Raw genomic sequence first — 17,910 nt, 5'->3', positions numbered from 1 at the left:
AACGGCACTGTCGTTCGAACCTAGTGAACGACAGTGCCGTTCGTGACAGAGCGGGGAGGGGTCAGGGCAACCAGGAGACGTGGCCGTGGAGCAGGGCGTAGCCCGCGAACGCGACGACGTCGATGATCGTGTGCGCGCCGACGAGCACCCACAGCCGGTTGTTGCGCTGCCACAACCGGCCGAACACCAGCCCCATCACCAGGTTGCCGACGAAGCCGCCCAGCCCCTGGTAGAGGTGGTAGCTGCCGCGCAGCAGCGCCGAGGCCAGCAGCGACCGGTTCTCCGACCAGCCCAGCTGTCGCAGCCGGGTGATCAAGTAGCCGATCATGACCACTTCCTCGGCCCAGCCGTTGGCCGCGGCGGACAGGATCAGCACCGGCAGCCGCCACCACGTGTCGTCCAGGGTGGATGGCGCGATGGTGACGCTGACCCCGAGTGCACGGGCCACCAGGTAGAGCCCGAGCCCGGGTAGACCGATCAGCCCGGCCAGCCCCAGCGCGTCGCGGGCGTCGCGCCACGGGCGGGTGCGGTCCAGCCCGACGGCGCGGAGCGCGAAACCGGCCCGCAGCAACAGGTAGGCACCCAGGGCACCCCATCCGACCAGCTGCAACACCCGGGTCAGCTGCAGCGCGAGATCGATCAGTCCGTTGCGCGCTGCCAGGGCGTTCAGGGCGACCTGCTGGTCGGCCAGCGGGATCGGCGCCAGCACCGCGTCGAGCAGCGAGAACGCACTGCGCAGTGCGGAGAGTCCCAGCGTCACGGTGAGGACGACGAGGATCTCGGTGACGGCGAGGCGTCGCTCCGCGGGGTCGACGATCACGGGTGTGGCGGCGGGTCCGGGGGACAGCCAGCGCCTGGGGCCGTCGGGCACGGTCATCGACACTACCCACTCGCGTACGCTGGGGCCGTGCGACAGCTGGTGCTCTCCCCCCGCTGGATCGCGTGGCATCTGCTGACCCTGGGCGCGATGGTGGCCTGCGGCTTCTTGTCCGCGTGGCAGTGGCACCGCGCCGGCTCGGCGATGGGCTCCGCCGTCAACGTGGGGTACGCGCTGCAGTGGCCGCTGTTCGCGGTCTTCTTCGGCTTCATGTGGTGGCGCTTCCTGCGCCTGGAGATCCGCCGGCTGACGGGCCTGGACACCGACGAGATCGCCGAGCCGCCCGCGACGCCCACGGCGGGTGCCGACGTCGCGCCTGCCACGACCCCGTCGTCCGGGTTCGCTGCCGATGACGAGCTGCCGGCACCGCGGGTCGCCGACCCGGTGTCGTCGCCGTTCGGGGTCCGTCGTACCCCGGTGGCCCCGGTGACCGACGACGAGGATCCGCAGTTGGCCGCCTACAACCGGATGCTGGCCCGGCTGGCCGCCCGGGACCAGGAGAACTCCGCGTAATCTCAACTGCGCCGATCCAGCGATATCGGGCACCGGCCGGAATCGGCGACCTCGATCATTCTCTCTTTCCCGGGATCAGCTCGTTCTGATCGCTCGGCATTCTCCGAGCTGGGGAGGGAATTGCGTGTGTTGTGGTGTCCCTCGGATGGCCGGGATTCTGTTGTTCGAATGTGCGGCCGCGATCGGTTCGACGCCCGGAAGCGGCCGGATGATCTCGATCTCGAGAACGCCGGGGCCGACTGGGCCGGCCCGGGACTTCGCAGAGCCGGGTTTCGCAATTGACCTGACCGGCCTGCGGGCCACGCGAACGGCAACGGTCATCGTCGCTTGATAGACCCAGGTCACGTGACTACCGAAGGTGTGCGCCACTCTTCCGGTGCGGGCGATGGTCGCCGGATCCTGCCGGGATACGGCAGGCGTGTGCGGTGCCTCGGAGGTGGTGCAGAACGCGCCGTCCGATGCCGCGGCAACGTTCGCCGAAGCCGATGTCAGCGGTGCGGCGACCCACGGGTGCCGATCCCTGTGGGTCGGTACACTCGCCTCGTGGGAAACGAGCATGACCATCGGGTCGCGACCGTGGATCGGCCGGTCGGGGCGAGGTTGCTGGCTTACCGGATCTTTGCCTATGTGACGGGCGTCGGCCTGGTGCTGCTGGTTTTCTACGCAATGCCGATGAAGTACATCGTCGGTGACTCGCGCCCGGTCGCGATCATCGGCATGATGCACGGCTTCCTGTACATGGGCTACATCGTCTGCGCACTGATCCTGGCCGAGCGCCTCCGCTGGAAGCCGATCCAGGCGCTCCTGGTGCTGCTGGCCGGGACGGTTCCGCTCGCGTCCTTCTACGCCGAGCGCAAGGTCACCCACCAGATCCAGGAGCGGGAGCGCAAGGCCTCGCAGCCCTCTCAAGCCTCGTAGGCCTCGCCGGCGGCCCGGTCCTGTCCGGCGCCGCGGAACGGGCAGCCCACCAGCAGCCCGAACTGGGTGCGCAACTCGGCGACCGTGTTCGCCTCCTGCCGCCAGGCCAGCCGCACGTCGACGTCGCGGGTGGGGGCCTCGATCCGCAGTCGCAGCCCGCAGCGGTCCACCCCGAGCGGGCGGACGACGGCTCCGGGGGTGTCGCGCAGCGCCGGCGGCAGGTGCCGGGCGAGGGCGACGAAGACCTCCGGGTGGGCCTCCTCGAGGTGGCTCAGCCAGTGCTGCTCCATCCGGCAGAACGGGTCGGGCCGGGCCGCGGCGAGATCGACGGGGGCGAGTGCGGCGCTGCCCTCGGCGTCGGCGAGCACGGCGGAGTTCGGGTCCAGCCGGACCAGGGTCGCGCCGTGGCCGAGGTCGAGCAGCCGGGGGTCCGGCTGCACGTCGGCGACGTGCAGCACGGCGCGCCGCGCTGACTCGGGGTCCGGGATGCGCAGCCGGCCGGTGATCCACAGCAGCGCGCGGACGGGTTCCCGGAGTTCGACGGGCGCGTGGTCGGTGAGTTCGAGCATCACCGGCAGTTCCCCGTCCGCGGCCGAGTGGATCCGGTCCAGCAGCGGCGCGTCGTCGTCGAGCAACAGCACCGCGGAACCGTCGGCCTGCAGGTGGTGCACGAGCGGCACGACGGCGTCGGGCGAACCGGTGCCGACCAGGGCTGCGCGGCCGCCCCGGGTCGCGACGCTGCGGGCGCGCTCGGCGTCGGTGGGCGCGGGTGGACGCCGGAGCCGGGTGGTTGCCAACGATGCTCACCTCCAAGTTAGGTGAGGCTAAGTTATAGCTCGGTGAGCGCAACTGTCCAGGGTCGCCGGCGCCGAGCGGCCCCGGCATCACCCGATGTGATTCGCCGAATAGGCAGGGGTTAGCGTTTCGGACTGTGACGACGGTGCCTTCGGGTAGTTCAGCCGACCCGTGGTCGATCCCCCCGCTGTTCGCCGAGCTGGTCGACGACATCAGCCTCCTGCAGCCCCGGATGATCGCTCCGGGGGTCGACGCGGTGGTGGCCCGCTATCTCTCCGCCCGCGACGGCCGCTACGGCGGCATGATCGGCCAACTGGTGTGCCCGGTGTCCCGGCTGCCCGCCCTGGTGACGGAGCTGGCCCGGTCGGCACCCGCCCAGCCGGTCGAACTCTCGCTGGTGGTGGACACCGGGCTCGGTGCCGTACCGAAGGCGCTGTCGACCGTGTTCTCCCGGTCGAACCTGCTCACACCGCGGACGGTCGAGACGGCCGCTCCGCCGGACGTGGACGCGATCTGGCTGGAGCGGGTCGCGGAGTTCGTACCCGAGGACGTCCTGCCGGTCGTCGAGCCGCGCCGTCCGCTCGACGGCAGTCCGGAGGACGTCGACGTCTGGCTCGAGGCGGTGCGTCGCGTCGCCGAGCACGGCTGCGCGCCGAAGCTGCGCTGCGGCGGGCCGCGCCCCTCCGACGTGCCCTCGGCCACCGAGATCACACGGTTCCTCGAGGTGGTCGTCGAGGCCGGTCGGGGTTTCACCGCGCTCGGCCTGCGCCACGTCGTGCGTTCCGGCACCGGGGACGGTCCGGCGCAGCACGGCATCCTCAACCTGCTCGTCGCGGTGGCCCGGGCGCTCGTGGGCGGGGACGTGACCGGGGCGCTGCTGAGCACCGACGGGAGCGCCCTGGCCACGGAGGCCGACGGGCTGTCCGAGCGTGCGGTGCAGGGCGTGCGTGGGCTGCTGTCGCGCTGTGGTGCCGACCCGGAGCCGGTGCCCGCCGCCGAGCTGGCCGGGCTGGGCCTGCTCGCCTGACGCCGTCCCCGGCGGCGGGTGCCCTGCCGCCGGGGACAGGTGGGGGCGAGGTCGCACCGGACCGACAAGCCCCCTTCTCCCGTCGGGCCGACGCGCCCTCGCGATGGACCTACGAACCAGAGCGGTCAACGGTTCAAAAATTGCGTCCGATGGGCTACCGGGTCCGGCTGTTCGGACCATCCGGAGCGCGGTGCCGTACGCCGCGGCGGGTGCGGAACCGGCTGGGGCACACCGGGCCGGGCTGACTAGGCTCGCCGTTCGTGCCCCGTCTGGCGTTTCTCGGTCCCCCCGCGACCTTCACCGAGCAGGCACTGCGTTCCCTGCCCGAATCCGAAGGCGCCGAGCTGGTTGCGTGCCAGGGCAGTCCCGCTGTGCTCGCGGCCGTCCGGGCCGGGACCGCCGACGCCGGCTGCGTGCCGATCGAGAACAGCGTCGAGGGCGCGGTCGGCGCCGTGCTCGACGGGCTCCTCGCTGATCCGCCGCTGGTCATCCGCCGCGAGGCGCTCCTCGCGGTCCGGTTCGCCCTCCTCGTCCGCCCCGGCACCGCCCTCGCCGACATCCACACGGTCGCCTCGCACTCGCATGCGATCGCGCAGACCCGTGGCTGGCTCGCCGCTCACCTGCCCGACGCCCAGGTGCTGCTGTCCACCTCGACCTCGGAGGCCGCCGCCCAGGTGGCCCGCGGTGAGTTCGACGCGGCCGTCTCCGCGGAGCTGGCCGCCGAGCAGCACGGGCTGGAGGTGCTCGCCGACGACATCGCCGACAACCCTGGCGCGGTGACCCGGTTCGTGCTCGTCGGCCCGCCCGGCCCACCGCCGCCGCCCACCGGCCATGACCGCACGACGCTCGCCGCCACCACCTCGAACCGGCCCGGCTCGCTGCTCGGCCTGCTCACCGAGCTCGCGGTGCGCGGGATCGACCTGACCCGGATCGAGTCGCGTCCGATCAAGGACCGGCACGCCGAGTACTGGTTTCACCTGGACTGCAGCGGGCACCTCGCCGAGCCGGCGATGGGGGAGGCGCTGGCCGCGCTGCACCGGCGCTGTGACCAGGTGCGGTTCCTGGGCTCCTACCCGCGCGCGACCGGGGCCCCGGGCCCGGCCGCGGGTGCGGTCGCCCCCGCGGTGCCGCTGAGCGCGGCCGGGGCCGACGAGTTCGCAGCGGCGGCGGCGTGGTTGGCCGCGCTGCGGAACGGGGGACGTGCGTGAGGACCGAGTCCCGGGAGACCGACGGGCTGCGGCTGGTGCTGCTCCGGCACGGCCAGACCGGGGCCAACGTGCGCCGGGAGCTGGACACCGTGCCGCCCGGATCGCCGCTGACCGAGCTGGGCCTGGCCCAGGCCGCATCGATCGCCGAGGTACTGGCCGGCTGGCCGGTGCGCGCGGTCTACGCCTCGCAGGCGACGCGCGCGCAGCAGACCGCGGCCCCGGTCGCGGCGGCGCACGGGCTGGAGGTCGTGGTCGTCGACGGCGTGCACGAGATCTTCGTCGGCGAGTTGGAGGGTCGCTCGGACCGGGCGGCGCGCACCGCGTTCGACGAGGTCTACGAGGCGTGGTGGGGCGGTGACCTGCATCGGCGGCTGCCCGGCGGCGAGTCGGCGCACGACCTGCGGGCCCGGTTCCTGCCGGCCGTGGAGCGGATCGCCAAGCAGCACGACGGGGCCGATCCCGGCGTGGTGGTCCTGGTCAGCCACGGTGCGGCGATCCGGCTGGCGGCCGCCGCGCTGCTCGGTGACACCGCGGAGACCATGTACGTCCCGAACACGGGCCGTGTCGTGCTGGGTCAGGACCCGGGAGCGCCGACGGGCTGGACGCTGGAGCTGTGGGACTCCGGGCCGACGCTGCCCGGTGACGTGACGGCGGGCGGCTCACCGGAGGGCTGACAGGCGGCCCCCGGCGTCACGGGCCCGGCCGGTCACCCCCAGCCGAGCTCGTGCAGGGTCTCCTCGTCGATGCCGAAGTGGTGTGCGACCTCGTGCACGACGGTGATCGCCACCTCGCGGACCACCTCGTCCTCGTCGGCGCAGATCTCCAGGATCGCGTCCTGGTAGACGCTGATCCGGTCGGGCAGCACGCCGCCGTATGAGGTCGTGCGCTCGGTCAGCGCGACGCCCTCGTAGAGCCCGAGCAGGTCGGGTTCGGTCTCGTTGCGGTCCTCGACGAGCACGACGACGTTGTCCATGGCCGCGGTCAGCTCGGCCGGGATGGTGTCCAGTGCGTCGGCCACCAGTTCCTCGAACCGGCCCCGCGCCATCTCGATGCCCACACCGGGCAGTGTCACCGATCGCCCCCGGTGCCGGTCACGCGTTCCCGCCCGCTGCCGGCGGCGCGGGTGCGGCCGGAACCGGCGGCACCCCGCTCGGGGGCGGCGGGGCGGCGGGTCCGCCGCCGGGGGCCGGCTCACCGCCGGGGGCAGGCTCACCGCTGGGCGCCGGCTTACCGCTGGGCGCCGGTGTCGGGGGCGGCGTCGGCTCCGGGGTGGCCGGCTCCGACGTGGCCGGGGCAGGCACACCGGGTTGCGGGGTGTCCTGTGCCGGCGGGGCCGGGGTGCTGCCCACGGTCACCGGGCCGCGCACCGAGCCGGTGACCGGCGCGAAGCCGCTGCGGTCGGGCAGCAGCGCGGCGAGGTTGCAGTTGACCCGCCGGGTGCCGGCCTTCCAGGACTCCTCGGTGAGATTGTCCCAGTAGACGGTCAGCTTCTTCTGGCTGATCACGTCGGCGCCGCCCGCGTAGTCGTTGGCGATCTTGGTGCACTCGGGTTGCAGAAACGAGTCCTGGTCGCCGACGGCAGGGAAGGCGCCCGGGAACTTCTTGCTCAGGTCCACGATGCCGACGGTCTCCACGGCGTGCGGGCCGGCGCAGTCCACCGGGTCCCCGATGGTGCGACCGTCGATGCCCAGGCAGGTGCCGGGGTCGTGCACGGCCGCCTGGTCGGAGTCGGCGACCCGGCCGGTCATCGGGTACAGCGCGCCGGAACGCGAGGCACTCTGCAGGCCGCAGCGCATCTCGCGGTCGCCGCCGGCCCACTTCGTCGCCGACGGCTTGAGGCCGCCGACCCGGTAGCGGCCGTCCGGGTCGAACTTGCCGTTCAGGTAGGTCATGACCACCGGGGTGCAGCGCTCGTTCACCAGCTGCCGCCAGCGCTGGTCGTTGGGCAGGGTGACCTGGTCGGCCAGCTGCACCGAGCCGGCCTGCTCGAACAGATGCGGCTTCGCGCAGTCGACGACGTGGGTGTCCGCGGCGTCGGCCCGGGTCCAGTCGAGGCACGTGCCGGGCGTAGCCGGCGGCGGTGGCAGCTCGGCCAGCTTGGCCGCCTCGGCGCCGCCGGCGGGCTCGGGGAGCGCCGCGAACGAGCCGAGCACCGGCACGGTGGCGCCGGCGAACGTGTCCAGGGTGGCGACCCCGAGCATCGTCAGCGCGCCCACCAGGACGCCGATGACAACCCGCCGGGCCGGGTGGACGGGGGATCGCGACGCCCCGCCGACCGGCCGGCGCGCGCGCGTCGACCCGGGTCGGGGGCCGGGGGAGCGGACCGCGGGAGCAGCCTTGGGGCGCTGCTTGCCGGGCGCCGAGAACAGGTTGGCCATGACGGCCGTCATCATGCCGTTACCTCGAACGAGTTCCCGGCCGGATGCCGTTGCCACGCGACCATCGGTCGTCGTGGTGCTGCGAGCGTGCCCAGTTCCGCTGTGATCACCCGGGTTGTACCGTGCGCGCGGGGGTGAAGCATGAGCGGGGACGACGAACGTGGCCGTTCGGGCGGCGAGTTGCCGCCCGAAGGTGCCGAGGGGGCGGCTGTCCCGGCCGGGAGTGCGTCGTCCGAGCAGTCCGATCAGCCGGACGGTGGCACCCGGACGGGTGAACGGCGGGGTCGCATGCGGTTCCAGGACGAGACCACCGTCCCGCGTGAACCGACGCTGGCCGAGCGGCGGGCCCGCCAGCAGGCGGCCCGCCGGGAGCGCGAGGAGGCCGCGGCCGAGTACGCGGCCGACGAGGCGTCCCGCACGAAGCGCAAGCGGATCATGATCGGCGCCGGGGTCACCGTCGGCGTGGTCGCGCTGATCGCGGTCGGTTACTCGGTCGCGAACTCCACCCAGGACGTCCAGGCCCGGTGCGTCGACGACAACAACGTCGTCGTCGACGACAGCAACTGCGCCACCCCGGCGGCGAGCAACACCTACCACTCCGGTGGTGTCGGCTTCTTCCCCGTCTTCATCGGCAGCGGGGGCCGGCAGTACCACTACAACTACGGCGGCAGCGGCAACATCGGGCAGGTCGCGAGCGGCGGCACCACGGTGGTGCCGAAGAACGCGAACGTCTCCACGCCGTCGGGCAAGACCATCTCCCGCGGGGGGCTCGGCGTCAGCAGCGGCAGCAGCGGCAGCAGCTCGGGCGGTTCCAAGGGCGGTTCGTCGGGAAGCAGCGGCAGCTGACGGATGCGACGCGAAACTGGGGCGCCCCGGCCGGACTGGGAGCGCCGGGTCACCGAGCAGGGCATGGTCTTCGGCACGCCGGGCCGCGGCGCGGGCGGTGTGGCGCGGCCGTACTGGGACGAGTCGGTGCACTACGTCTTCGAGATGGACGAGGTGCTCTCCCTCGAGGCCGACGTCGAACTGCTGCACTCGATGTGCCTGGAGGCCGTCGACCACGTCGTCACCACCGAGCGGTTCCGCGACTTCGCGCTGCCCGAGTGGTCGTGGGAGGCCGTGGCGGCCTCCTGGAAGCGGAGCGACCCGCACCTCTACGGGCGGTTCGACCTGCGCTACGACGGCGGTGGCCCGGCCAAGCTGCTGGAGTACAACGCGGACACGCCGACGACGCTGCTCGAGGCGTCGATCCTGCAGTGGCACTGGCTCAAGGACACCCACCCCGGTGACGACCAGTGGAACTCGCTGCACGAGAAGCTCGTCGAGCGCTGGGGCGAGGTCAAGGACGGACTGCCCGGCTCCGAGGTGTATTTCACCTGGTCGGGTGGCGACTCGACCGGCGAGGACCACGTCACGGTCGGCTACCTGCAGGAGACCGCCGCGGAGGCGGGCCTGGACACCGTCGGGCTGACGATCGAGGACATCGGCTGGGACTCCGCGCTGGACCGCTTCGTCGATCTCGAGGAAGCGCCGATGGCGGCGGTCTTCAAGCTCTACCCGTGGGAGTGGGTGCTCTCCGACGAGTTCGGCAAGCATGTGCTCCGCAGCCTCCCCGGCACACTGTGGCTCGAACCGCTGTGGAAGACGCTGCTGTCGAACAAGGCGCTGCTCGCCGTGATGTGGGAGATGTATCCCGGCCACCCGAACCTGCTGCCCGCGTACCTGGACAACCCCGGTCTGCTCACCGAGTACGTGCGCAAGCCGCGGCTGGGCCGGGAGGGGGCGAACATCTCGATCGTCTCGCCGGGCAGTGAGGTCTCGACCGGCGGCGTGTACGGCGAGGAGGGCTACGTCTACCAGCTGTTCGATCCGTTGCCCGAGTTCGGCGGGTTCCGGCCGGCCCTGGGCGCATGGATCGTCGGCGACGCCGCCGCGGGGCTGGGCATCCGGGAGACCGCCGGACTGGTCACCGACGACGGCGCGGCGTTCGTCCCGCACCGCATCCCCGAAGCCTGATCTGCAGTACCCGCCGTACCCCTGAGCTCCCCAACGAAACCACCTGGAGGACGACGTGACGACCCTGCTGGCCCTCGCGCCGGGGTTCTTCTCGACCGTCGGCCGCGGTATCGGCGCAATCCTGCTGTACGCGCTCGTCGGACTGCTGTTGATGTTGCTCGGCTTCTACGCGATCGACCTGACGACACCGGGCAAGCTGAACCGGATGGTCCGTGACGGGCTGCCGAACTCGGTGGTGGTGACCGCGGCCGGGATGGTCAGCATGGCGTTCATCGTCGTGGTGGCGATCTACGGTGCCTCCGGGATGCTGGCCGAGGGCCTGCTCGCCGCGCTGATCTTCGGTCTGGTCGGGATCGTGGCCCAGGTGGTGGCGGTCCGGCTGCTGGAGTGGGTGACCGGCATCGACATCGGCGCGCTGCTGGCCGCGCCCGACCTGCGCCCGCAGGCGTTCGTGGTCGCCGCCGCGCACCTGGCGCTCGGCCTGGTCGTCGGGGTCGCGATCCTCTGACGGGGCTCAGCCCGGGGTCGCGGTGATCGGGCCGACGAGCTCGGCCGGGTCCGGCATGGCCGCCATCTCGTCGCGCACCTCGCGCGCGGCCGCGGCGTAGCCGGGGTCGGCGACCAGCCGGTTCAGCACGTCGGCGGTGATCTCCCGGGCGGGCACCGCGAGCCCGGCCCCCCGGTGGGCCACCAGCTCGGCGTTGTGCCTGCGCTCGCCCGGCCCCGGCACCGCGAGCTGGGGGATGCCGGCCCCGAGCGCGCCGAGCACCGTGCCGGCCCCGCCCCGGTGCACCAGCGCCGCGGCGCCGGCCAGCACCGCGGTGAGCGGCACCTGCTCGACCGTGCGCACGTTGTCCGGCAGCGACCGCCGGCCGATCCGCGGCGCGGGCCCGACCAGCACGATCTCGGCGTCCACGCCGGACGCGGCGGCCAGGACCGCCGGCATCGGGTCGCCCGGCCCCGGCAGGTCGACGGTGCTGCGGCTGACCACGATCCGCGGTGGGGTTCCGGGCTCGGCCGGCCGGCCGGGCCCGGTGCCGGTCCCGTCCTCCGGCACCGCTCGCATCGGCCGGCCGGCGCGGTCACCGACGAGACTGGGCGGTGCGATGGTGATCGCGGTCGCCGGGTCCGGCAACTCCTCGTCGAAGCCGTGCCGGCGCAGCGCACGCCGGAACAGCCGGGTGCGCAGGGTGGCCCGGACCAGCTCCGGGCCGTCGAGCAACGAGTTCTCCAGCAGCACAGCGGGCACCCGGTGGCGGGCCGCGGCGAGCGCGCCGGCGACGGCGAGCGGCTCGTAGATCACCCGGTCGGGGCGCCACCGCTCCACGACGGTGACCAGCGTGTCGGCCAGTTCCTCGTTGATCGCGCCGAACAGCAACCCGATGGTGCGGGTGCCGCTCTCCCCGGCCAGTTCGGCCCGGGCGGCGCGCGGGTGGGCCAGGACGGTGCGGGTGGCGACCCGGCCGAAGCGGAACCCCGGCGCCACGTCGATCACGCCGAGGCCTGCGGTGTCGGCGGACAGCGCGTCGCCGCCGGCGGCGACGCGCACCTCGTGCCCGGCCGCGTGCAGCGCCCGGGTCAACGGGAGCATCGGCAGCAGGTGGCCGAGCAGGGGTGCAGAAACCACCAGCACGCGCATCAGAACGGGCCGCTCAGCTCACCCAGCCGGTCGGTCAACCGCATGTTCTCGGTGTAGTCCACCGGGCACGAGATGACCGAGACGCCGTCGCCGGCCAGCGCCTCGCGCAGGATCGGGAGCAGCTCGCCGGCCGCGCCGACCCGGTAGCCGCGGGCGCCGAAGCTCTCCGCGTAGCGCACGAGGTCGGGGTTGCCGAACCGGACGCTCGAGCTGCGGCCCAGCTCCAGGTTCATCTTCCACTCGATGAGCCCGTAGGAGTCGTCCTCCCAGACGAGCACCGTCAGCGCCGCGCCCTCCCGCGTCGCGGTCTCGATCTCCTGGCTGTGCATGAGGAACGCGCCGTCGCCGACCGCGGCGAGCGTGCGTACCTCGGGCCGGACCATGGCGGCGGCGATCGCGCCGGGCAGCGCGAAGCCCATCGTGGACAGCCCGTTGGAGATCAGGCAGGTGTTGGCCGCGTAGGTGGGGTAGAGCCGGGCCATCCACATCTTCACCGCGCCGGTGTCGGCCAGCACGATGTCGTCGCGGCCCAGCGCGGCACGGGTGTCGGCCACCATCCGCTGCGGGCTGAGCGGGTAGCGGTCGTCCGCGGCGCCGCGGTCCAGCTCCTCGGCCAGCATCTCGCGGATCCTGCCGGCGGTGGCCCCGATGCCGAACCGGCGCGGGACGACGCGCTGCAGGCCGGAGAGCGACCGGGTGATGTCCCCCTCGATGCCCACCGCCACCGGGTAGTGCGCGTCGACCTCCGCCGGGAACGCGTGCACGTGGATGATCTTCTTGTCCCGGTCGGGGTTGATCTTTGCAGGGTCGAACTCCTGGAGCTCGTAGCCCACCGCGACCACCACGTCGGCGGCGTCGAAGCCGAAGTTCACGTAGTCGTGGCGCATGAACCCGACGGCGCCGAGGGCCAGCGGATGGTCGTCGGGGAAGACGCCCTTGCCGTGGAAGGTGGTGGCCACCGGGACGTTCCAGGCCTCGGCCAGCGCCTGCAGCGCGGGCCCGGCGCCGTGCCGGGCGGCGCCGTGCCCGGCGAGCAGCACCGGCGCCTCCGCGTGGGCGAGCACCTCGGCGGCCCGCGCGAGCTGGGTCGGAGAGGGTTCCTCGTAGCGGACCCGGTCCGGCGGCAGCGGGACCGCGCCGTCCGGCACGGGGGCGCTCTCGACGTCCTGCGGAACGGCCAGATAGGTCGCCCCGGGCCGCTCCGTCTGCGCGATCTTGAACGCGCGGCGGACCATCTCCGCCACCGCGGCCGGTCCCGGGACCAGATCCGCCCACTTGGTGATAGGCCGGAACATGCTGACCAGGTCGACCGCCTGATGCGACTCCTTGTAGATCCGGTCCAACCCCACCTGCGCGGACAGCGCCACCAGTGGGGTCGAGTTGGTCTGTGCGTCGGCCACTCCGAGCTGCAGGTTGATCGCGCCGGGGCCGAGCGTCGCCGACACGACACCGGGCCGGCCGGTGAGCCGGCCGACGATCTCGGCCATGAACGAGGCGGCCTGTTCGTGCCGGGTCAGGACGTAGCGGATCCGGGAGTCGTGGAGGGCGTCGACCAGGTGGATGTTCTCCTCGCCCGGGATCCCGAAGACGTGGGTGACGCCCTCGTTCTCCAGGCACCGGACGATGAGCTCGGCTGCCCTCGCCGCGTCGGCCATGCAGGCAGAGTAGGCACACCGGGGGCCCTCCGCCGCGTCCGGCCGTGCCTGGCCGTGTTCGGCCGTACCCTGGTGAGGGTGATCGGCGGACGGCGGTAGCGGTGCAGGCACCTCGATTGGTCGCCACGGACGTGGACGGCACGTTGCTCGGCGACGACGAGCGGGTGAGTCCGCGGGCCGGTGCGGTGATCGGCAGGCTGGTCGCGGCCGGTATCGGCTTCGTGCTGGTCACCGGGCGCCCGCCACGCTGGATCCCGCCGGTGGTGCAGCAGCTCGGGGTGGCCCGGCTGGCCGTCTGCGCGAACGGTGCCGTGCTCTACGACGCCGTGGCCGACGAGGTGCTGTCGGCGCGCACGCTGCCCCCCGAGACCCTCGCCGACCTGGCCGAGGCCGCGACCAGCGCGCTGCCGGGTTGCGGGCTGGCCGTGGAGCGGGTGGGCCTCGGCGCCTTCGACGACGCGGCGGCACAGTTCGTCGCCGAGCCGGACTATCAACACGCCTGGCCGAACCCGGACAACACCAGCGTGCCGCGCGCGGAGCTGCTGGCCCGGCCGGCCGTCAAGATGCTGATCCGCGCGCCGGACATGACGAGCGACGCCATGGTGGCCGCGTTGCAGCCGCTCGTCGGTGACGCCGTGGACCTGACGTTCTCGCACCCGCGCGGCCTGGTCGAGGTCTCCCCGGCCGGCGTGACGAAAGCCACCGGCCTCGCCGAGGTGGCCGAGCGGCTCGGCGTCGCGGCACCGGACGTCATCGCGTTCGGGGACATGCCCAATGACCTGGAGATGCTGCGCTGGGCCGGCCACGGGGTGGCCATGGGTAATGCGCATCCGGCGCTGATCGACGTGGCGGACGAGGTGACGGCCGCCAACGTCGACGACGGGCTCGCGCTGGTGCTCGAGCGCTGGTTCTAGCCTGTCGGCGCGCTGACCTGCGGTGATCGGTCGCGGAGCGCGCACAGGACGTCGCCCGGTGTGAGCATCGCGGCGGGCGTACCATGGCCCGCCGTACCGAACCCGCAGACCGGCGCCCGCAGCACGAGCGCGGTGCCCACTGGAGGCCCCGCTCGTGGCCGAGCTCCTCGACCGCCCCGTTCCGACAGCCACCCGCGCCGGCACCGCCGACTCCGTCGGTGCCCCCGCCCCGAGCGCCGCAGCCGAAGTGCGGGCGCTGTACTCCGTGCAGACCGCGATCGCGCGGCCACCGGTGGTGAAGGTCGCCCGGGGGATGTCGCTGTTCGGTGAGCACGCCGCGGGGTGGCTGGCCATCGGGCTGCTGGGCGCCGCCACGGACCGGGCCCGGCGCCGCGACTGGCTCGTCGCCACCGCGGGCGTCGCCGCCGCCCACGGCGCCTCGATCGCGGTCAAGCGGGTGGTCCGCAGGCCGCGGCCCGACGACCCGAGCGTGCAGGTCCTCGTCGGCACTCCCAGCAAGCTGAGCTTCCCGTCTGCCCACGCCACGTCCACGACCGCTGCCGCCGTGCTGTTCGGCCGGTTGCTGCGGCGGCCGCTGGTTCCGGCGGTGGTGCCGCTCATGGCACTGTCGCGGATGGTGCTGGGCGTGCACTACCCGAGCGACGTCGTCGCCGGTTCCGCGCTCGGCGCGGCCGTCGCGGTGGTATCGCGGTGGCTCGGCCGTACCCGTTCCGAGAAGAGGACGTCTCGATGACCAGCACCGACGTGCCGCCGCAGACCGGTACCCCGGTCCGCAGCCCCGCCGGGGTTGCCGGCGGCGTGCTCAAGACCATGCGCCCACGGCAGTGGGTGAAGAACGTGCTCGTGCTCGCCGCGCCGTTCGCCGCGGGCGACCTGTTCAGTGGGCACATCGCGGTGAAGCTGGCGCTGGCGTTCGTCGCCTTCTCGCTGGCCGCGTCCGGAATCTACCTGGTCAACGACGCCAAGGACGTGGCGGCCGACCGGGCTCACCCGACCAAGCGCAACCGGCCGATCGCCGCGGGCATCGTGCCGGCGCAGCTGGCCCTCGTCGTGGCGGCCGTCCTGCTCCTGGGCGCACTCGTCGTGAGCTTCCTCGCGTCCTGGCAACTGGCCGTCGTGCTGGCGGTCTACGTCGCGGTGCAGCTGGCCTACTGCTTCGGGCTCAAGCACCAACCCGTCATCGACATCTGCATCGTGGCGTCCGGATTCCTGCTGCGGGCCATCGCCGGCGGCGCCGCCGCGAACATCCCGCTGTCGCAGTGGTTCCTGCTCGCGGCCGGCTTCGGCTCGCTGTTCATGGTGGCCGGTAAGCGCTACGCGGAGATCCAGCTCGCGGACCGGACCGGGGCCAAGATCCGTAAGTCGCTGGAGAGCTACTCGGCGTCGTATCTGCGGTTCGTGTGGGCGCTCTCGGCGACCATACTGATCATGACGTACGGCCTGTGGGCGTTCGAGATCCGCGAGGCGCACCACAACTCGGTGTGGTCGGTGATCTCCATCGTGCCGTTCGTGATCGCGGTGTTGCGGTACTCGGTGGACGTGGACGGCGGCAACGGCGGCGAGCCCGAGGAGATCGCGCTCGGGGACCGGGTGCTACAGGTGCTGGCGGTGGCGTGGATCGGATTCCTCGTGATGGCGGTATACGCCTGAACGCCGCTTTGATCTGATCGCAGTAAAGCTGCAACCGGTCGATCGGCCACAACGGAGGGCAGGTCGGATAAGTCGGCCGTGATCCCGATGCAATCGGCATCCGGATTCGGTCAATACCGGCGGTCGATCAACAGCTTAAAGCAGGCTTGTGTCACGCTGCCGCGGTGTCTCTGCTCGCAGCACGCCCGTCGGGTCGTGTCCCTGGCCAGGGTGTTGTGCCGCGAGGCGAGGTCTCGGTGGACTCGGGATGCTGCCTGGTGCGGCGGCCGGCAGGTGCATTTCTTTGCGAATCCGTCGGTGCCGTCGTCACAGCGGGATTGGTGAGCGGCGCCGCCCAGTTCGCCATTGGACGGTTGCACATTCCGTTCCCGTCGAATGTGCCGTCTGCGTTGTTCGTGCCGGCCGCGGTTGTGCTGTTGGCCGGGATTCTGGCGCTGGCGGCGACCGGGCGGCGGGAGTGGAGTCGCTGGGCCACCCTGGGTGCGTGGTCGGCCTTGTCCTGCCTGAGCACGCTGGCCTTGGCGCTGCCGCTGCAGGGTACCCGGTTCTACCTCGGTGGCGCCGCCGTCGACCAGGAGTTCCGGCTGCAGTTCATGACCCGGATGGCGAGTTCGCCGCGCCTGGCCGACATGAACTACGCCGACCTGCCCAGCTACTACCCCAGCGGCTGGTTCTGGGTGGGCGGCCGATTCGCCGACCTGCTCGGCATCCCGGGCTGGCAGGCCTACAAGCCGTTCAGCATCGCCACCATGGCCCTCGCGGCGGCGATGTCGTTCACGCTGTGGGGCCTCGTGCTGCCCCGAGCGTCCGCTCTGCTCGCCGCTCTGGCCACATCGATCGCCGGGCTGCAGGTCACGGGCTCGGTGGCCGCCAGCCCGGTTTCCGAGCCCTACAGCTGGCTGCTCGTCGCGATGCTGCCGCCCGTGGCCGTGCTCGCCTGGCATGTGCTGAGTTGCCGGGCCCGGCGGCATTGGGGGCTGTTGCTGGGGGTCGGGGGGTTCCTCGGCTTGTGCGGGGCCGTGTACACCTTGTTCCTGGGCTTCACCGCGGTCCTCGTGCTGGTGCTGGCGACGGTTTCGGGTCTGAGTCGCAGAGTCCGGTGGGGCGCGCTCGTGCTGCGGGTGCTCGTCATCGCGGTCGCGGCGCTGCCGCTGGCTCTCCTGCAGTGGGCCCCGTACCTGCTGGCCTGGGCCGGCTCCGGCATGCCGGGCACGGCCGCCGCCCGGTTCCTCCCCGCCGGGGGGGCTGTGGTGCCGCTGCCGATGCTGCAGGTCAGCGTGTTCGGCGCGTTGTGCCTCGCCGGTGTCGTGTGGATGGTCGTGGCCCTGCGGCGCAGCGCCGTCGCGCAGGGATTGGCGGCCCTCGCTGCGACGTGTTATGCCTGGTACGGGCTGTCCATGCTGGCTCTGGCCGTCGGCCAGACCCTGCTGGCGTTCCGATTGGAGCCCGTGCTGGATGCCGTCTTCGCCGTGGCCGGGGTCCTCGGCCTTCTGGAGGCGCTGGGCACGGTCCCCGGGCTGCTGCCGGCTCGGCACGTCAGGCCTGCCCTGGCGGCCGCCCCGGTGCTGGCAGTGGCGGCTGCTCTGGCGCTGGTGCAGACGGTGCCGGCGCGGCTGGGTAACGGAGACGCCTACGCCAACTACTACCCGTCCGGGACGACGGCCCTGGGCGCCCGGGACCCGACCCAGCCCGGACGGTGGAACGAGCAGCTCGCCGACACCATCGGCCAGATGACCGGCAAGCCGCCGCAGGACCTGGTGCTGCTCACCACCTACACGGGGCTCTTCGCGTTCTGGCCGTTCCACGGTTTCCAGGCGTTGACCGCGCACTACGCGAACCCGCTCGGCGACTTCGCCGGCCGCCGGTCGGAGATCGAGCGCTGGGCCCGCACGACCAGTCCCCGGCAGCTCGCCGCCGAGCTGGACGCCAGCCCTCACCGGGCGCCGACCGTGTTCGTCCTGCGACCGCAGGACGGCACGCTGCACATGACGCTCTCCCGGGACGTCTTCCCCAGGGACCCCAACGTCGAGTTCTACGACGTGCAGTTCGCCCCTGCTGTCTTCAGCGGCCCGATCTTCACCACCCGGACCGTCGGCCCCTTCGTCGTGGCGGTCCGCCGCTGAGGTCAGGGCTGCCCCGGGGGCGGCTGGTGATCTACACCTGGTCGATCGTGTGACAGCATCGGGGCCGATGAAGGGCATCATCTTGGCCGGCGGGGCCGGCACGCGGCTGCATCCGATCACCCGTGCGGTGTCCAAGCAACTGCTCCCGGTCTACGACAAGCCGATGATCTACTACC

Annotated in this window: 19 protein-coding genes; 13 read left to right on the top strand and 6 right to left on the bottom strand. The window is 72.6% G+C overall.

Annotated features, from left to right (window positions below; genetic code table 11):
* Window positions 1-61: 61 nt before the first annotated feature.
* Window positions 62-877 (bottom strand): CPBP family intramembrane glutamic endopeptidase, encoded by an 816-nt coding sequence (locus HF526_RS29920; RefSeq protein WP_211178005.1) that lies wholly within the window; start codon window positions 875-877, stop codon window positions 62-64.
* 30 nt (window positions 878-907) lie between these two features.
* Here HF526_RS29920 and HF526_RS29915 point away from each other — a divergent pair, with 30 nt between their 5' ends.
* Together HF526_RS29915 and HF526_RS29910 are read left to right on the top strand one after the other, a co-directional pair.
* Window positions 908-1,390, top strand: a complete 483-nt coding sequence (locus tag HF526_RS29915) for a hypothetical protein (RefSeq protein WP_169384936.1) — start codon at window positions 908-910, stop codon at window positions 1,388-1,390.
* Window positions 1,391-1,933: 543 nt separating this feature from the next.
* Window positions 1,934-2,308: a DUF3817 domain-containing protein gene (locus tag HF526_RS29910; RefSeq protein ID WP_338051849.1), complete on the top strand. Its 375-nt coding sequence runs from the start codon at window positions 1,934-1,936 to the stop codon at window positions 2,306-2,308.
* On the opposite strand, the gene HF526_RS29905 is transcribed toward HF526_RS29910, so the two are convergent.
* A complete protein-coding gene (locus HF526_RS29905) occupies window positions 2,296-3,105 on the bottom strand; it encodes a DUF2470 domain-containing protein (protein WP_169384935.1) in 810 nt (269 codons plus the stop codon). The genes HF526_RS29910 and HF526_RS29905 overlap by 13 nt on opposite strands.
* A gap of 134 nt (window positions 3,106-3,239) precedes the next feature.
* On the opposite strand from HF526_RS29905, the gene HF526_RS29900 reads away from it, so the two are divergent.
* The 3 genes from HF526_RS29900 to HF526_RS29890 all read left to right on the top strand — a co-directional run bounded on the left by HF526_RS29900 (window position 3,240) and on the right by HF526_RS29890 (window position 6,012).
* Window positions 3,240-4,130, top strand: a complete 891-nt coding sequence (locus HF526_RS29900) for a hypothetical protein (RefSeq protein WP_169384934.1) — start codon at window positions 3,240-3,242, stop codon at window positions 4,128-4,130.
* Window positions 4,131-4,390: 260 nt separating this feature from the next.
* Window positions 4,391-5,338, top strand: coding sequence for a prephenate dehydratase (gene pheA / locus HF526_RS29895; RefSeq protein WP_169384933.1), 948 nt, complete (start codon window positions 4,391-4,393; stop codon window positions 5,336-5,338).
* Window positions 5,339-5,364: 26 nt separating this feature from the next.
* Entirely contained in the window at window positions 5,365-6,012 is a 648-nt protein-coding gene (locus tag HF526_RS29890) for a histidine phosphatase family protein (RefSeq protein ID WP_169384949.1), read from the top strand.
* A 32-nt stretch (window positions 6,013-6,044) separates the two neighbouring features.
* Here the strand turns inward: HF526_RS29890 and HF526_RS29885 are convergent, their stop codons facing one another.
* Window positions 6,045-6,395, bottom strand: coding sequence for a metallopeptidase family protein (locus tag HF526_RS29885; protein WP_169384932.1), 351 nt, complete (start codon window positions 6,393-6,395; stop codon window positions 6,045-6,047).
* A gap of 34 nt (window positions 6,396-6,429) precedes the next feature.
* The gene (locus HF526_RS29880) at window positions 6,430-7,731 is read right to left on the bottom strand and encodes a septum formation family protein (protein ID WP_169384931.1); all 1,302 of its coding nucleotides are present in this window, start codon (window positions 7,729-7,731) and stop codon (window positions 6,430-6,432) included.
* A gap of 273 nt (window positions 7,732-8,004) precedes the next feature.
* Between HF526_RS29880 and HF526_RS29875 the strand changes: the two genes are divergently transcribed.
* From HF526_RS29875 to HF526_RS29865, 3 genes are read left to right on the top strand one after another with little or no spacing between them, the layout of a single operon-like run.
* A complete protein-coding gene (locus HF526_RS29875; protein WP_169384930.1) occupies window positions 8,005-8,562 on the top strand; it encodes a hypothetical protein in 558 nt (185 codons plus the stop codon).
* A gap of 3 nt (window positions 8,563-8,565) precedes the next feature.
* Window positions 8,566-9,732 carry a glutathionylspermidine synthase family protein gene (locus HF526_RS29870; RefSeq protein WP_169384929.1) on the top strand — a complete coding sequence of 389 codons (1,167 nt, stop codon included), beginning with the start codon at window positions 8,566-8,568 and terminating at the stop codon, window positions 9,730-9,732.
* 55 nt (window positions 9,733-9,787) lie between these two features.
* Window positions 9,788-10,240, top strand: coding sequence for a DUF350 domain-containing protein (locus HF526_RS29865; RefSeq protein WP_169384928.1), 453 nt, complete (start codon window positions 9,788-9,790; stop codon window positions 10,238-10,240).
* Between the two features lie 6 nt (window positions 10,241-10,246).
* Here the strand turns inward: HF526_RS29865 and HF526_RS29860 are convergent, their stop codons facing one another.
* On the bottom strand, window positions 10,247-11,359 hold the full coding sequence (locus HF526_RS29860) for a glycosyltransferase (protein ID WP_338051847.1): 1,113 nt from the start codon (window positions 11,357-11,359) through the stop codon (window positions 10,247-10,249).
* Window positions 11,360-11,370: 11 nt separating this feature from the next.
* Window positions 11,371-13,026 carry an acetolactate synthase large subunit gene (locus HF526_RS29855; protein ID WP_169384926.1) on the bottom strand — a complete coding sequence of 552 codons (1,656 nt, stop codon included), beginning with the start codon at window positions 13,024-13,026 and terminating at the stop codon, window positions 11,371-11,373.
* 101 nt (window positions 13,027-13,127) lie between these two features.
* On the opposite strand from HF526_RS29855, the gene HF526_RS29850 reads away from it, so the two are divergent.
* The 5 genes from HF526_RS29850 to HF526_RS29830 all read left to right on the top strand — a co-directional run.
* A complete protein-coding gene (locus tag HF526_RS29850; RefSeq protein WP_169384925.1) occupies window positions 13,128-13,940 on the top strand; it encodes a Cof-type HAD-IIB family hydrolase in 813 nt (270 codons plus the stop codon).
* Between the two features lie 154 nt (window positions 13,941-14,094).
* A complete protein-coding gene (locus HF526_RS29845; protein WP_420821668.1) occupies window positions 14,095-14,694 on the top strand; it encodes a phosphatase PAP2 family protein in 600 nt (199 codons plus the stop codon).
* Window positions 14,691-15,611, top strand: a complete 921-nt coding sequence (locus HF526_RS29840) for a decaprenyl-phosphate phosphoribosyltransferase (protein ID WP_169384924.1) — start codon at window positions 14,691-14,693, stop codon at window positions 15,609-15,611. The genes HF526_RS29845 and HF526_RS29840 overlap by 4 nt, the downstream gene beginning before the upstream one ends.
* A 164-nt stretch (window positions 15,612-15,775) precedes the next feature.
* The gene (locus tag HF526_RS29835) at window positions 15,776-17,734 is read left to right on the top strand and encodes an arabinofuranosyltransferase (protein ID WP_338051846.1); all 1,959 of its coding nucleotides are present in this window, start codon (window positions 15,776-15,778) and stop codon (window positions 17,732-17,734) included.
* Window positions 17,735-17,801: 67 nt separating this feature from the next.
* A partial coding sequence (locus HF526_RS29830; RefSeq protein WP_275404258.1) for a sugar phosphate nucleotidyltransferase occupies window positions 17,802-17,910 on the top strand: 109 nt, incomplete at its 3' end.

It is taken from the genome of Pseudonocardia acidicola (assembly GCF_012911935.1).
Taxonomy (GTDB): Bacteria; Actinomycetota; Actinomycetes; order Mycobacteriales; family Pseudonocardiaceae; genus Pseudonocardia; species Pseudonocardia acidicola.
This window is presented reverse-complemented; position numbering and strand designations above follow the sequence as displayed.

What these genes read in the sequence shown, in the direction of transcription:
- HF526_RS29880 (WP_169384931.1), bottom strand. Translation starts at nt 7,731, where the DNA reads ATGATGACGGCCGTCATGGCCAACCTGTTCTCGGCGCCCGGCAAGCAG.
- HF526_RS29920 (WP_211178005.1), bottom strand. Translation starts at nt 877, where the DNA reads ATGACCGTGCCCGACGGCCCCAGGCGCTGGCTGTCCCCCGGACCCGCC.
- HF526_RS29840 (WP_169384924.1), top strand. Translation starts at nt 14,691, where the DNA reads ATGACCAGCACCGACGTGCCGCCGCAGACCGGTACCCCGGTCCGCAGC.
- HF526_RS29875 (WP_169384930.1), top strand. Translation starts at nt 8,005, where the DNA reads ATGCGGTTCCAGGACGAGACCACCGTCCCGCGTGAACCGACGCTGGCC.
- HF526_RS29855 (WP_169384926.1), bottom strand. Translation starts at nt 13,026, where the DNA reads ATGGCCGACGCGGCGAGGGCAGCCGAGCTCATCGTCCGGTGCCTGGAG.
- HF526_RS29870 (WP_169384929.1), top strand. Translation starts at nt 8,566, where the DNA reads ATGCGACGCGAAACTGGGGCGCCCCGGCCGGACTGGGAGCGCCGGGTC.